A 14,638-nucleotide genomic window follows, 5' to 3' on the forward strand; every position below is an offset into this window, starting at 1 on the left:
TAACTAAAACTCACGGTGGTGAAGTACGTGATTTCGCTCAAATCGATAACGCTCCAGAAGAGCGTGAGCGTGGTATCACAATCAACACTTCTCACATTGAGTACGATACAGAGACTCGTCACTACGCACACGTAGACTGTCCTGGTCACGCCGATTACGTTAAAAACATGATCACAGGTGCGGCACAAATGGACGGCGCGATTCTAGTAGTTGCAGCGACAGATGGTCCAATGCCACAAACACGTGAGCACATCCTTCTTTCACGTCAGGTTGGTGTACCTTTCATCATCGTATTCATGAACAAATGTGACATGGTTGATGACGAAGAGCTACTTGAGCTAGTAGAGATGGAAGTTCGTGAACTTCTTTCAGAATATGACTTCCCAGGTGATGACCTACCAGTTATCCAAGGTTCAGCACTAGGTGCATTGAACGGCGAAGCTAATTGGGAAGCGAAAATACTAGAACTTGCAGAAGCACTAGATACTTACATTCCAGAGCCAGAGCGTGCGATTGACGGTGACTTCATTCTTCCAATCGAAGATGTATTCTCAATCCAAGGTCGTGGTACAGTTGTTACTGGTCGTGTTGAGCGCGGTATCATCAAAGTTGGTGAAGACGTAGAAATCGTTGGTATTAAAGAAACGACGACGACAACTTGTACTGGTGTAGAGATGTTCCGTAAGCTTCTAGACGAAGGTCGTGCTGGTGAGAACTGTGGTGTTCTTCTACGTGGTACTAAGCGTGATGAAGTTCAACGTGGTCAAGTACTTGCTAAGCCAGGTTCAATCACTCCTCACACTAAGTTCGAATCAGAAGTATACGTACTAACCAAAGATGAAGGTGGTCGTCACACGCCATTCTTTAAAGGTTACCGTCCACAGTTTTACTTCCGTACGACAGACATCACTGGTGCAGTAGAGCTTCCAGAAGGTGTAGAAATGGTAATGCCAGGCGACAACTTGAAGTTTGTTGTTGAGCTTATCAACCCAATCGCGATGGACGAAGGTTTACGCTTCGCTATCCGTGAAGGTGGCCGTACAGTAGGTGCTGGTGTTGTATCTAAAATCATCGACTAACAATTAATTGCTCCTGCATTAATTGTGTTTCCACCATCCGTGGTGGTCATCGATTGATTTGGTTACAAACCAAACCTTAAAAAAGAGCGCTTAGGCGCTCTTTTTTGTTTTTACGTGTTTAATACATATTTGACGTTAACTAATTGAAAAGGTTAATGTCTGGTGTGAGCGATAACCAGCCTATTCACAAAAAGGAATTTTATGAAGCTATCTTATCTAATCCTACTATTCTCAAGTTTTTCAATCATAGGTTGTTCTTCAGCACCAACGATACATTTAAATAAGTTATATTTAGATGAAAAATCAGCTAAATCTATCCAATCTAAATTGGAAAAAGAAGGTTTTAATGTTGAAGTTAATCGACATGAATACCCAGCAGATATTAATTCTACAAGTATTGTTTATTCGCCTTTTGTAAATGATAGTGAAATAGTAGATAAAGTCCAAAATGCACTAAGTGAACTTGATATTGAAGTAAACAATGTAAACTCTTTAGTATCTTCTAACCATTGGTACACTAAAAATACACTTGGTTTATTTGTTGTTCCTAAAGGGATTACTGCAAATAGCGGTACAAATACTATTGATTTAGCAAAAGTGTATAGATCATCTGAATGTGAAACCGATATAGAGATAAATTTAAAACCAAATGGCACATTTAGTTATGTAGAAGACGGAAACGAAAAACTTAAAGGTGTTTGGTCGATTACTGGTTATCCTTATATTCTCTTAGAAAAGAAATTCCCATTTTTAAATTACTATTTTGAAGTAAAAAAAAGTGAAACTAGTGACCAAATAGGAAAGATAAACATCACATTATTAAAGCCTGTTAGCGATAACAAATTAATTGAAAAGTGTAGTGTTATATATGGGGTGCGAGTTTAAGGTCAAAGGACGCAAATGGCACTAAGTTGAGTTATCTCATTGAAAAGGATAAGGTCTGTTAAGAGCGAATTGCTGCCTGATCAAGGTTTAGAAAAAAAGCGCCGTCACCTTAGGAAAACAATCATCCTGAATCCATCGGCATTTGTACTTCCTTGTACGTCATCCCACCATGTTTTTAGGTGGGATCTCCTTCAGCATTCAGTGATTAAGAAAATTGATTTACAGTATTTCCCGATATAAATCTTTCCATTCAGGGTTTACTTTCTTAATAAGTCTTTCTTTCCATGAACGTTGCCATTTCTTCAATCTTTTTTCTCGATAAATAGCACTGTCCATATCATCATACAGTTCAAAATAAACCAATTTACTTAAATTGTATCGTTTGCTAAAACCCTCAGTAAGCTTCTGTTTGTGTTGAAATACTCGTTTAAGTAGATTGCTCGTAACACCTACATAGATAACAGTATTTGAATCATTTGAAATAATGTATATGGCAGGTTGTTTCATGTTTGAAGTCCTTTTCAAATATATGAACAACTATAGTCGATAAATAAACGGTGAAGTAAAACAGACACTTCGAAACTGGTAGAGATCCCACCCAAAAACATGGTGGGATGACGGTATACTTTTTCTGACAATGTGCGTGCTTCTTTGGTGCTCTTTTTCTAATTATGTGAATGACTATTACTGGCACAAAACGGCCCCTCAAAGCCACCTCGAAACGAAGGGAGATCCCATCCAAAGGCATGATAGGATGACGGTGAATTCTTTCTATATATGAACGACTCCAAATGGCACAAAGGAGCCAGTTAAAGTGAATTTGAAACGGCTTGAGAACCGATTGCAAAGCATGATGATACAAGAGTGCTTGTATCAGCACGAGATAATGAGTGAGATATAGTGAAAAACCTATCCCTTATATTTTTTTGATTTTAGTTTTGCTTAATGCGTGTGCACATCAAGACTCTAATGTTCTAGTTTATCGCTCCCTAAATAACACCGGTATCACGGTGCAGCAGCTTGATGATAAGAGTCTTAGTTACCAAGAAGTAGCGTGTGACAAAATATTGAATGACCAAGCCCTGTCTTTAAGTTTTAAGGAAAGCTTTAATTGGCAAGATCACATTAACTCTGGGTGGGCTGAAAAGGCTCAGATTGAAAATCGGTATTATATTAAATCGTCTTGTCGTTCAGGTTTTGATATCGATAATGCTAAATTGAACGAGGCTTGGCTTGATGAGTGCGCCAAAGCTGCAGCGCATATGGCGATTCAGTCTGTCATTGTAGATGCAAAAATGAATGATCAGAAGCTTACCGTTGATACTCATGTTAAGTATTGCACTCTTGAGGTTTCTGATAATCGAAAAACAATACTGGAACTATTTATGGTGTCACCGGAGGACAAACATAGCGACATATAAACGCCTTACTTTACATCTTTTTGAGCTAACTCTAAGATAGCTAATGCCTATTTACTTTCAAGGAACGAAATGTCTAAACCTCTACTGTCGATATTTGCGACACTTATCATTGTCGTATTGGCCACTGTTTTGTATCTGGCCAATCAAAACCCAGAGTCGCAACAATTGTCGCAAGATATTGAACAATCAACAACTGAAACGCCAAGCATCACGCCGGCACTATCAAATGAGTTGCCACAATCGGCAAAACCATTACTTATTGATGAGATTCAAAGCGATAAATACTGCCCCGATTATAAGAACTTTGACCGAGTCGTTAGTCGTAATAAAAGTCGGTTTTTAGAGTTGCATGCGACGCGTTTGTTTCTTGAAGGTGAACAAGTCGATGCGTTATTTTCCGTGCTGTTTAATCGTTATGATAGTGATGTAGCCTATCGCTGGCTTAATCGCGTGATGAATATCGACATGACGCTAGAAGATAACATTGATGTGCTCTCTAAAATTGCTACTCTGCAATACACCTTATCGACAGAACCACAGAACAATAGCAGTGTATATTTCAAACAATCCTATTCTAATGTTTCCCCAGAGCAAGAAGATTTTGCTGAGCAATATATCGCTGACATTGAAAGGCGAGCGCAATTAAACCCGCAAATGGAAGCGATGGATTGGTTTGGCGCATTCTTTTTAAGTGTGGTGTTAAATAATGATGAGTTTGGTGCACTTGCCTTAGATAAATTTAATGGCAGCAGTTATGAATATCGTAAAATGGTTGTCTATGCCTCGTTTCATAAAATTCGAGAATTTCTTGGCATACTTAATCAACAGCAGCTGCAAACAATGCTTGATGCAATTGGTGAGTTCTTGCCTTTTGAAAGTGACGACGCTGTTTTTGTTCATAGCTTGAACCAAACCTATGCGAAAATCGCTAAGATATACAAGCTATCAACGAGCAGAGAGCTAGCGGTGGTTACGGCCCCAGAATTTTCGATGGATACCACTGTTGAACAACTCTTTGTTGAGTTGGAACAAGAAAATCCGGATCTTGCAAAGCAACCCAGTGTAGAAGAGCTGTGTGTCTTAGCTGATCAACCGGTGAGCGATGTCGCAATTAAAAAGGTCAATGCATCGCAAATTGGTGAAGGATTGTGGCAACAAGCTTACCAACAAGAATGTCGCGTCTTTGCTGATGAAACCAATATGTTGTTTGCCGCATCTTATTTAGACATTAGTATTACCGATATCAGTCGTCGAGAGACATTATTATCTGCGTCAGAAATTGCCAGTTATAAAGCGAAAATAGAGTCGGCGCCAGATGATATTAAGCCTTATGCCTATTTGGCGTTGTATGAGTTAGCAAACCATTCGGTGAAGAAGGAATTTGTACTACAAATGGAGCAAGAAAAGTTATTTGCTAAAGACCCAAATTTTTCGATGTTCTTAGCGGTAGCGTCTCACAAAGCTGATGAGCAACGGCAAATACTTGAACGTCACGCGCAAGACCTTGCACCTTATGGAGCCGATGGCAGAACTCTGATCTATAACTTAATTAAAAGTAATTGGACAAATCAAAACGAACTTATTATCGATTTGATTAATCAAGGACTGCCATTAAAAAGAGACAGTCAAAGCCCTGATCCATTATTGGCTTATTTACAAAAAATAAAGGCTAGGATACAGACATCAGAAGATTCAGATTACCAAGCTGAGGAATCAAGCCTGCAGCTGCTCGACATGTTGGTTGATCGGTCACAAGTCGATGATGCGCATATTAATTTAATGGCGTCGTTGAAATACAAAAATAAGCAGGCCTTTGACTATTTGTATGAGCGCCATCCTGATTTGTACCCCCATGAGCCAGAATTCATGGTCGACTTTGAATGCGAAGACAGTATTTTAAACATGCATTAATGCTCTTAAGGCTATTATATAGTGATAAAAGGCAGTTAATTATGCTTTACAAAAAAATCACGCTTTCGCTGTACAGAACGCCAATTAAATCTTGAGTAATTGCGACAAGGCAGTATAATAGCCCTTCACTTCTCATGTAATTCTTAATTTTCCCTTCGAAACGACAGAAATCACATGATTAGTGTATCGGTATCACGGTGATACTTTGATATATAGGGGTGTAGTTCCAATTGGTAGAACGGCGGTCTCCAAAACCGACGGTTGGGAGTTCGAGTCTCTCCACCCCTGCCAAATTTTCCAACCTCGCTATTAAGCGGGGTGCGTTTGTCTTGATATTGACAGGAACAGGTCAGAAGTTATGAATGCAAGTACAGAAACCCCACAAGGTGGTTCTCTTGATACAGTAAAGTGGATTGTCGTATTTCTACTTTTAGGTGGTGCCGTTTACGGTAACTATTACTTTGGTGAAGAATCAGCGCTTTTCCGTGCGCTTGGTGTTGTTGGTGCCGTTATCGTCGCCGGCGTTATTGCTTTGCAAACAGATAAAGGTCGAAACTTTTTCACGTTTGCTAAAGAGTCTCGCACCGAAGTACGCAAAGTTGTATGGCCTACGAAACAAGAATCTATGCAAACTACTGGTATCGTAATTGTTGCGACATTGGTTATGTCTTTGATTCTTTGGGGTCTAGATAGTCTATTATATGAAATTGTAAGCTTCATTACTTCGCTACAGGTGTAATCAATGTCTGAAGAAATTAAATTAAGATGGTACGTTGTTCAGGCCTTTTCTGGCTATGAAGCTCGCGTACAAAAAACGCTTTTAGAGCACATCAAAATTCACAGCATGGAAGACAAGTTTGGTCAGGTTTTAGTACCTACCGAAGAAGTAGTTGAAATGCGCGCTGGTCAAAAGCGTAAAAGTGCTCGTAAATTCTTCCCAGGTTATGTTCTAGTAGAAATGGCTATGGATGAAGAAGCATGGCACTTAGTGAAAAGCGTGCCACGTGTATTAGGTTTCATTGGCGGTACATCGGATCGCCCTGCACCTATCACGCAAACTGAAGCGGATCGTATTTTACAACGTCTTGATGAATCTACAGATGCTCCGCGTCCTAAAACATTGTTCGAACCAGGTGAAGTGGTTCGCGTTGTTGACGGTCCATTTGCTGACTTTAACGGTGTTGTTGAAGAGCTGGATTATGAAAAGAGCCGCATTAAGGTATCTGTTTCAATCTTCGGTCGTTCAACGCCAGTAGAATTAGAATTCGTTCAAGTCGAAAAAACCTAATTCATATATATTTTAAAAGCCGCGCTAGTCGCGGCTTTTTTGTGTCCATTTACCGCTAATAGCAATTGCACCTGTCCGCTAGTTTTAATACTATCGAGGGATAGATGTAAGCCAAAATGTCGTTATTTATTGCTGATGATTTCCCGTATTACAGATAATCGCAATCTCTCACTCGTACTAGCCGCCATGGTGTTTATCGCCATTTGGGCAACCCTGTTGCTGATGCAATCTGACACACTGGCATTAATCGGTGAATATTTTGGTTTCTTCTTTTTAGGCATCGGTGGTGCCATCGCAGCAAACTCTACCGGAGCTGGTGGCGGTGTGGTGTTTGTTCCTTCCTTTGATGCCCTAGGCATGCAAATCAATGAAGTCATCGGTACCAGTTTCGCTATCCAATGTTTTGGCATGACCATGGGCAGCTTGTCATGGCTGGTGTTCTTTCATGGTAAAAGCGAGCAAAAAATAGAACGGGTTAACCTGTTATATCAAGCATTGTCAGCCAGTTTACCGTTTTCGATCATCGGTATTTATTTGGTGCAGTACTTGCCTATTCAGCCTGTTGCCTCAATACACCTCATCTTCAGTGTATTTTCCTTGGTGTTTGGCGTTATTGTCTTATATCACTGTGTCTATCTTGGTAAACGCTCGACCCATCGTGGCGTTAAAACATTGACCAAAGGCGAAATTGCGTTAATTGCTATGAGTAGTTTGGTCGGTGGTATCATCACCGCCTGGATTTCTGTGGGCGTTGGCGAAATTTTAGCGGTTATTTTATTGCTGCGCGGTTTTTCGGTAATGTTCTCTGTCGCCGCTGGCGTTATTGTTTCTGCATTATCGGTTATCAGTGGCATTGCCTATTTTATAAACCTACAACTGATTAATACCGAGGTGCTGATATTCGCCGCACCCGGTGCTATTGTCGGTGCGTTTGTTGCGCGCTATTTAGCCTTATGGCTAGGTGCGCAAAAGTTAAAAATGTTTTTAGGTAGCTGGATCTTACTGGTCGGAATTCTGGGTATCCTTTAAAGCAATTTTTTCATCTTAAAATCCTTGCTTTGGGTTGAAATGACGATTCTTTGATATCGCTTTGCAGCTTTATATTGATTAGCAAATTAACGCATTTCAGGGTGTTAGCCTTTAAATGCCCCTTTTTCAAACAATCTAACGGTTAAGTGCTTGCTAAATGACCGCTGATTAATATATAATCCGCTGCCGATTTTATTTGGGGAACCTATAAAGTCGTTTTTATTTAACCGGGGAGCTGAATTGTTTCAGCGTTATCTACCCAAACTAAAGGTGTTAAACAATGGCTAAGAAAGTCCAAGCTTTAATCAAGCTACAGGTTGCTGCTGGTGCAGCTAACCCGTCACCACCAGTTGGTCCTGCACTAGGTCAACACGGTGTAAACATCATGGAATTCTGTAAAGCGTTCAACGCAAAAACAGATTCTCTTGATAAAGGCGCTCCAGTTCCAGTAGTAATTACTGTATACAACGATCGCTCATTCACGTTTGAAACGAAAACTCCACCTGCTTCTTACTTGCTTAAGAAAGCTGCTGGTATCAAGAGTGGTTCAGGACGTCCTAACACTGAGAAAGTCGGTACAGTTACAACTGCACAACTTGAAGAGATCGTTAAGATGAAAGAACCAGACCTAACTGGCGGTTCATTAGAAGCATCAGTGCGTACCATTGCGGGTTCTGCTCGTTCAATGGGTTTAGTGGTAGAGGACTAATCAATGGCTAAATTATCAAAACGCGCTCGTCTTGCACGTGAAAAAGTAGACGTATTAAAAGAGTATGAAATCAACGAAGCCGTTGCTCTTCTTAAAGAGTTAGCTACTGCTAAATTCCGTGAGAGTGTTGACGTTGCTATCAAACTTGGTATCGATGCTCGTAAATCAGATCAAAACGTTCGTGGCGCAACTGTACTTCCACATGGTACAGGTCGTGACGTACGCGTTGCAGTATTCACTCAAGGTGCAAACGTTGAGAAAGCTCAAGAAGCTGGTGCTGACATCATTGGTATGGAAGACTTAGCTGAACAAGTTAAGGCTGGCGAAATGAACTTTGACGTTGTTATCGCTACTCCAGACGCAATGCGTGTTGTAGGTCAACTAGGTCAAGTATTAGGTCCACGTGGTCTAATGCCTAACCCGAAAGTTGGTACCGTGACTCCAGACGTAGCGACTGCTGTTAAAAACGCAAAAGCTGGTCAAATCCGTTACCGTAACGACAAGAATGGTATCATCCATTCTACAATCGGTAAGGTTGACTTTGAAAGCGATCAAATCGAAGCGAACCTTGTTGCATTGCTAGCTGCACTTAAGAAAGTGAAGCCAGCACAAGCGAAAGGCGCTTACATTAAGAAAATCAGTTTATCGACTACTATGGGTGCCGGTATTGCCGTTGCTCAAGGTTCTTTAACTGAAGCTTAATTGACCGTTTACAAGGGGTGGAAATTAGCATATAATTTCGCCCCTAAAAATTTGGTAGGTGCTTGTCACTATGATTCTAACCTTAGGGTAAATTGTAGATTTTCAAGCTCCCGTCCAAGACCGTAGGTGTTGTTAAACCCTTAAGCACTTTATGAGTGTGGCGCTAACCACTTAATTCCCTACGTAGATGGTGTTACCCAGATATTTTTCCTAAGAATTCTGGATCTCGCCGTAAAGGCTTAAGCTAATGATTAGCTTAAGAGATTTAAATACCGGTTAGCCGGTAAACCAGGAGTTAAAGCCGATGGCTATCAATCTTGATGATAAAAAAGCAATTGTTGCTGAAGTTCAAGAAGCAGCTGCTGGCGCTCAATCAGTTGTAATCGCAGATTCACGCGGTGTTACAGTTGATGCAATTACAGTTTTACGTAAGCAAGCTCGTGAAAACGGTGTATGGATGAAAGTCGTTCGTAACACGTTAGCACGTCGTGCTTTAGAAGGTACTGATTTTGAATCTGTTAAAGATTCTTTAGTTGGTCCATCTTTGATTGCATTCTCTAACGAACACCCAGGTGCAGCAGCTCGTTTGTTCTCAGATTTCGCTAAAGAAAACGAAAACTTAGAACTTAAAGCAGCAGCATTTGAAGGTAACGCGGTAGAAGTTTCGGTATTAGCGAAACTACCAACTTACGACGAAGCAATTGCACGTTTAATGAGCGCAATGAAAGAAGCATCTGCAGGCAAACTTGCCCGCACACTTGCTGCAGTTCGCGATCAGAAAGAGCAAGAAGCAGCTTAATAGCGCTGTTAACTTGTATTTATATAGTTATACCTAACAGCCCTAATTTGAATGTGCTGTTAATTAAAAATAGGAAAGATAATCATGTCTATCTCTAAAGAAGATATCTTAAATGCTATTGCTGAAATGTCAGTAATGGATGTTGTTGAATTAGTTGAAGCTATGGAAGAGAAGTTCGGCGTATCTGCTGCTGCTGCTGTTGCTGTAGCTGGTGGCGACGCTGGTGCGGCTGCTGCTGAGCAAACTGAATTTGACGTAGTTCTTGAAAGCTTCGGTGACAAGAAAGTTGCTGTAATCAAAGCTGTACGTGGCGCAACTGGCCTAGGTCTTAAAGAAGCTAAAGAGCTAGTTGAAGCTGCTCCTAAAGCTCTTAAAGAAGGCATTGATAAAGCAGAAGCTGAAGCTCTTAAAGCTGACCTTGAAGCTGCAGGCGCAACTGTTGCTATCAAGTAATCTGTATCTATACAGATTAGCTGCCTAATAATATAGGCAATGGCTGGTGACAAATGTCACCGGCCTTTTTGCGCTAAAAGAGATTGTGTTTTAAATATTAACTTGTTAGTGTTGTAAGTTACTGTCTTTTTTAGCGTAAACACTAGTTCTAATATATAAATAATTGTCAACTTGCGGAAATTTTCGCCGGTTGAGGTTTTTTTTTATATAAAGAACTGAGTGTAAGTTTTAAGCAAATAAGCTAAGAGATATTTGCTTAAAATTTAAAAAGATTTACTCCTGACCGTGCCACCTGGCAGTCAGGTTGGCCATAACGAGCAAGATGAGGAACCCATGGTTTACTCTTATTCTGAGAAGAAGCGTATTCGAAAGGATTTTGGTAAGAGCGTTCAGGTAATGGATTATCCATTCCTGTTGTCTATCCAACTCGAATCTTTCCGCAAGTTTATTGATATCGATGAAACGGGTACAGTTGGTTTAGAAGCTGCATTCCGTAGTGTATTCCCAATCAAAAGTTATTCTGGTAATTCAGAATTACAATACGTTAGCTACCGTTTAGGCGAGCCTTTATTTGACGTTAAAGAATGTCAAATCCGTGGCGTAACCTATTCTGCGGCTCTACGCGTTAAATTACGTATGGTAATTTACGATAAAGAAGCTGCCCCTGGTACAGTTAAAGATATTAAAGAACAAGAAGTTTACATGGGCGAAATCCCATTGATGACAGAGAACGGTACGTTCGTTATCAATGGTACTGAACGTGTAATCGTATCTCAGTTACACCGTTCACCTGGTGTATTCTTTGATCATGACAAAGGTAAAACTCACTCATCGGGTAAAGTGCTTTATAATGCACGTGTAATCCCTTACCGTGGTTCTTGGTTAGATTTCGAATTCGATCCGAAAGATAACCTATTCGTACGTATTGACCGTCGTCGTAAATTACCGGCGTCAATCATCTTACGTGCATTAGAATATTCAACAGAAGAAATTCTGGCAATGTTCTACGAAACCACGCGTTTTGATATCAAGAAAAGCAAGATGGTTATGGAATTGATTCCAGAGCGTCTTCGTGGTGAAACCGCGACATTCGATATCAAGATGCCAAGTGGTGATGTATTAGTGGAGCAAGGTCGTCGTATCACTGCTCGCCACATTCGTGCATTAGCTAAAGAAAAAGTAAGTACTCTTGAAGTACCTGCGGATTACATCGTTGGCCGTGTATTATCGAAAGACTATGTAAACAAGAGCACCGGTGAAGTTATCGCACAAGCGAATGACGAGCTAACTCTTGAATCAGTAGCTGAGCTAGTTGAAGCGGGTCATAAGTCGCTAGACACTCTTTACATGAATGAATTCGATTGTGGTTCATACATGTCAGACACCATTCGCATCGACTCAACAAGTAACCGTTTAGAAGCGCTTGTTGAAATTTATCGAATGATGCGCCCAGGTGAGCCACCAACGAAAGAAGCTGCAGAAGCGTTATTTGACAACTTATTCTTCTCTGAAGAGCGTTATGATTTATCAAACGTTGGTCGTATGAAGTTTAACCGTCGTGTTGGTCGCAGCGAATCTACTGGCGAAGGTGTTTTATCTAACGACGATATTACCTCGGTAATGAAAACCTTAATCGCTATTCGCGATGGTAAAGGTGAAGTCGATGATATCGATCACTTAGGTAACCGTCGTATTCGTTCTGTAGGTGAAATGGCAGAGAACCAGTTCCGCGTAGGTCTTGTACGTGTTGAACGTGCGGTTCGTGAGCGTTTGTCTCTTGGTGATCTTGATGCAGTAATGCCACAAGATTTAATTAACGCTAAGCCGATATCTGCTGCCGTTAAAGAGTTCTTTGGTTCATCGCAATTGTCTCAATTCATGGATCAAAACAACCCGCTTTCAGAAGTAACTCATAAGCGTCGTATCTCAGCGTTAGGCCCAGGTGGTTTGACACGTGAACGTGCTGGTTTTGAGGTTCGAGATGTTCACCCGACCCACTATGGTCGTGTATGTCCAATCGAAACGCCTGAAGGTCCAAACATCGGTTTGATCAACTCATTGTCTTCTTATGCTCGTACTAACGATTACGGTTTCCTAGAAACACCATATCGTAAAGTTATCGATGGCTTAGTTACAGATGAAATCGATTACTTGTCTGCAATTGAAGAAGGTAACTTCGTTATTGCACAGGCAAACGCGGAAGTAGACGAAGAAGGCACACTTGTTGACGGGCTTGTACCATGTCGTCACAAGAACGAATTTACGTTAATGTCTTCGGATCAAGTCCAATATATGGATGTATCTCCACAGCAAATCATTTCTGTGGCGGCATCACTTATTCCATTCCTTGAACACGATGATGCGAACCGTGCATTGATGGGTGCGAACATGCAACGTCAAGCCGTTCCTACATTGAAAGCTGACAAGCCACTTGTTGGTACAGGTATGGAAAAAACCATCGCAGTTGACTCTGGTGTAACAGCCGTAGCCAAGCGTGGTGGTGTAGTAGATTACGTTGATGCGTCTCGTATTGTTGTACGTGTTAACGAAAGCGAAATGGTTCCAGGTGAAGCTGGTATCGATATCTACAACTTGACCAAATACACACGTTCAAACCAAAACACCTGTATCAACCAACGTCCAACGTGTAACGTTGGCGAGCCGGTACAACGTGGTGACGTGTTAGCTGATGGTCCTTCTACCGATTTAGGTGAGTTGGCTCTAGGTCAAAATATGCGTATCGCATTCATGCCTTGGAATGGTTACAACTTCGAGGATTCGATGTTGATTTCTGAGCGTGTGACGAAAGAAGATCGCTTCACAACGATCCACATTCAGGAACTAAGCTGTATCGCTCGTGATACTAAGCTAGGTTCAGAAGAAATTACTTCTGATATTCCGAATGTTGGTGAGTCAGCACTAAGCAAGCTAGATGAGTCTGGTGTTGTTTACATTGGTGCTGAAGTGAAAGGTGGCGACATCTTAGTAGGTAAGGTTACACCTAAAGGTGAAACTCAACTTACACCAGAAGAAAAACTTCTACGCGCTATCTTCGGTGAGAAAGCTGCTGACGTTAAAGACAGCTCGCTACGTGTACCTAACTCTGTTCAAGGTACTATCATCGATGTTCAAGTATTCACCCGTGATGGTGTTGAAAAAGATAAGCGTGCATTAGAAATTGAAGAAATGCAGTTACAAGAGGTTAAGAAAGACCTTGGTGACGAATTCTCAATTCTAGAAGATGGTATCTACGCTCGTGCGAAGAAATTGCTTATGTCTGCTGGCATGAATGAGAGCGACCTTAACGGTATGTCTCGTGATCAGTGGTTAACGCAAAGCTTGTCTGACGAAGGTCAACAAACTGAGCTTGAGCAAATTGCTGAGCAATATGATGCAATCAAAGCAGACTTCGATAAGAAATATGAAACCAAGCGTCGCAAGATCACTCAAGGTGATGATTTGGCACCTGGCGTTCTTAAGATTGTTAAAGTTTACCTTGCTGTTAAACGTCACTTACAACCTGGTGACAAAATGGCAGGTCGTCACGGTAACAAAGGTGTTATCTCTAACGTAGTTCCGGTAGAAGATATGCCATACGATGAAAACGGTGAGCCGGTTGATATCGTACTTAACCCATTGGGTGTACCGTCACGTATGAACATCGGTCAGATTCTTGAAACTCACTTAGGTATGGCTGCACGCGGTATCGGTGAGAAGATTGACCGCATGATCAAAGAACAACAAGAGCTAGCTAAGCTGCGTACATTCTTGAAAGATGTATATGCGGTTGGTGAATCTCGCCAAGTTGTGGACATTGACAACTTCTCTGATGACGAAGTAATGCGTCTTGCTGATAACCTTCGTGCTGGTTTGCCTATCGCAACCCCTGCATTCGATGGTGCAGCTGAGAAAGAAATCAAAGAACTATTCCGTCTAGCGGACATGCCAGAAAGCGGTCAATTCACGCTTTATGATGGTCGTACCGGTCGTGCGTTTGAGCGTCCTGTAACTGTAGGTTACATGTACATGCTGAAACTTAACCACTTGGTTGATGACAAAATGCATGCGCGTTCAACAGGTTCTTACTCTCTTGTTACACAGCAACCTCTGGGTGGTAAAGCTCAGTTCGGTGGCCAGCGTTTCGGTGAGATGGAGGTATGGGCACTTGAAGCTTATGGTGCTGCTTATACTCTACAAGAAATGCTTACTGTTAAGTCTGATGACGTTAACGGTCGTACCAAGATGTATAAAAACCTTGTTGATGGTGACCATCGCATGGAACCTGGTATGCCTGAATCGTTTAACGTATTGTTGAAAGAGATTCGTTCACTTGGTATCAACATTGAGTTGGATCAAGAGTAA

Annotated in this window: 13 protein-coding genes and 1 tRNA gene; 13 read left to right on the plus strand and 1 reads right to left on the minus strand. The window is 41.3% G+C overall.

Annotated features, from left to right (window positions below; translation table 11 throughout):
* On the plus strand, positions 1-1,079 hold a 1,079-nt coding region (gene tuf, locus HII16_RS12125), incomplete at its 5' end, for an elongation factor Tu (protein ID WP_169130479.1).
* A gap of 201 nt (positions 1,080-1,280) precedes the next feature.
* Positions 1,281-1,964: a hypothetical protein gene (locus HII16_RS12130; protein ID WP_169130481.1), complete on the plus strand. Its 684-nt coding sequence runs from the start codon at positions 1,281-1,283 to the stop codon at positions 1,962-1,964.
* A gap of 219 nt (positions 1,965-2,183) precedes the next feature.
* Here HII16_RS12130 and HII16_RS12135 read toward each other — a convergent pair whose 3' ends face one another.
* The gene (locus HII16_RS12135) at positions 2,184-2,471 is read right to left on the minus strand and encodes a GIY-YIG nuclease family protein (protein ID WP_169130483.1); all 288 of its coding nucleotides are present in this window, start codon (positions 2,469-2,471) and stop codon (positions 2,184-2,186) included.
* 383 nt (positions 2,472-2,854) lie between these two features.
* Here HII16_RS12135 and HII16_RS12140 point away from each other — a divergent pair, with 383 nt between their 5' ends.
* The 11 genes from HII16_RS12140 (at position 2,855) to rpoB (ending at position 14,638) form a co-directional block, all read left to right on the plus strand.
* A complete protein-coding gene (locus tag HII16_RS12140; protein ID WP_169130485.1) occupies positions 2,855-3,385 on the plus strand; it encodes a hypothetical protein in 531 nt (176 codons plus the stop codon).
* Between the two features lie 69 nt (positions 3,386-3,454).
* Entirely contained in the window at positions 3,455-5,296 is a 1,842-nt protein-coding gene (locus HII16_RS12145; protein ID WP_169130487.1) for a hypothetical protein, read from the plus strand.
* 214 nt (positions 5,297-5,510) lie between these two features.
* Positions 5,511-5,587 (plus strand) — tRNA-Trp (locus HII16_RS12150).
* Between the two features lie 67 nt (positions 5,588-5,654).
* Complete coding sequence (gene secE, locus HII16_RS12155) at positions 5,655-6,035, plus strand: preprotein translocase subunit SecE (RefSeq protein ID WP_135438256.1); 381 nt, start codon at positions 5,655-5,657, stop codon at positions 6,033-6,035.
* 3 nt (positions 6,036-6,038) lie between these two features.
* Positions 6,039-6,584, plus strand: coding sequence for a transcription termination/antitermination protein NusG (nusG, locus tag HII16_RS12160; RefSeq protein ID WP_169130489.1), 546 nt, complete (start codon positions 6,039-6,041; stop codon positions 6,582-6,584).
* A gap of 135 nt (positions 6,585-6,719) precedes the next feature.
* On the plus strand, positions 6,720-7,613 hold the full coding sequence (locus tag HII16_RS12165) for a sulfite exporter TauE/SafE family protein (protein ID WP_169130491.1): 894 nt from the start codon (positions 6,720-6,722) through the stop codon (positions 7,611-7,613).
* A gap of 280 nt (positions 7,614-7,893) precedes the next feature.
* Positions 7,894-8,322, plus strand: a complete 429-nt coding sequence (gene rplK / locus HII16_RS12170) for a 50S ribosomal protein L11 (RefSeq protein WP_135438253.1) — start codon at positions 7,894-7,896, stop codon at positions 8,320-8,322.
* Positions 8,323-8,325: 3 nt separating this feature from the next.
* On the plus strand, positions 8,326-9,024 hold the full coding sequence (rplA, locus tag HII16_RS12175) for a 50S ribosomal protein L1 (RefSeq protein ID WP_169130493.1): 699 nt from the start codon (positions 8,326-8,328) through the stop codon (positions 9,022-9,024).
* 304 nt (positions 9,025-9,328) lie between these two features.
* Positions 9,329-9,823, plus strand: a complete 495-nt coding sequence (rplJ, locus tag HII16_RS12180; RefSeq protein WP_135438251.1) for a 50S ribosomal protein L10 — start codon at positions 9,329-9,331, stop codon at positions 9,821-9,823.
* A gap of 84 nt (positions 9,824-9,907) precedes the next feature.
* The gene (rplL, locus tag HII16_RS12185; protein WP_169130495.1) at positions 9,908-10,276 is read left to right on the plus strand and encodes a 50S ribosomal protein L7/L12; all 369 of its coding nucleotides are present in this window, start codon (positions 9,908-9,910) and stop codon (positions 10,274-10,276) included.
* Positions 10,277-10,609: 333 nt separating this feature from the next.
* Positions 10,610-14,638 carry a DNA-directed RNA polymerase subunit beta gene (rpoB, locus tag HII16_RS12190; RefSeq protein ID WP_169130709.1) on the plus strand — a complete coding sequence of 1,343 codons (4,029 nt, stop codon included), beginning with the start codon at positions 10,610-10,612 and terminating at the stop codon, positions 14,636-14,638.

Origin of the sequence: Thalassotalea sp. Y01, from assembly GCF_012932945.1 — a bacterium.
Classification (GTDB): domain Bacteria; phylum Pseudomonadota; class Gammaproteobacteria; order Enterobacterales; family Alteromonadaceae; genus Thalassotalea_A.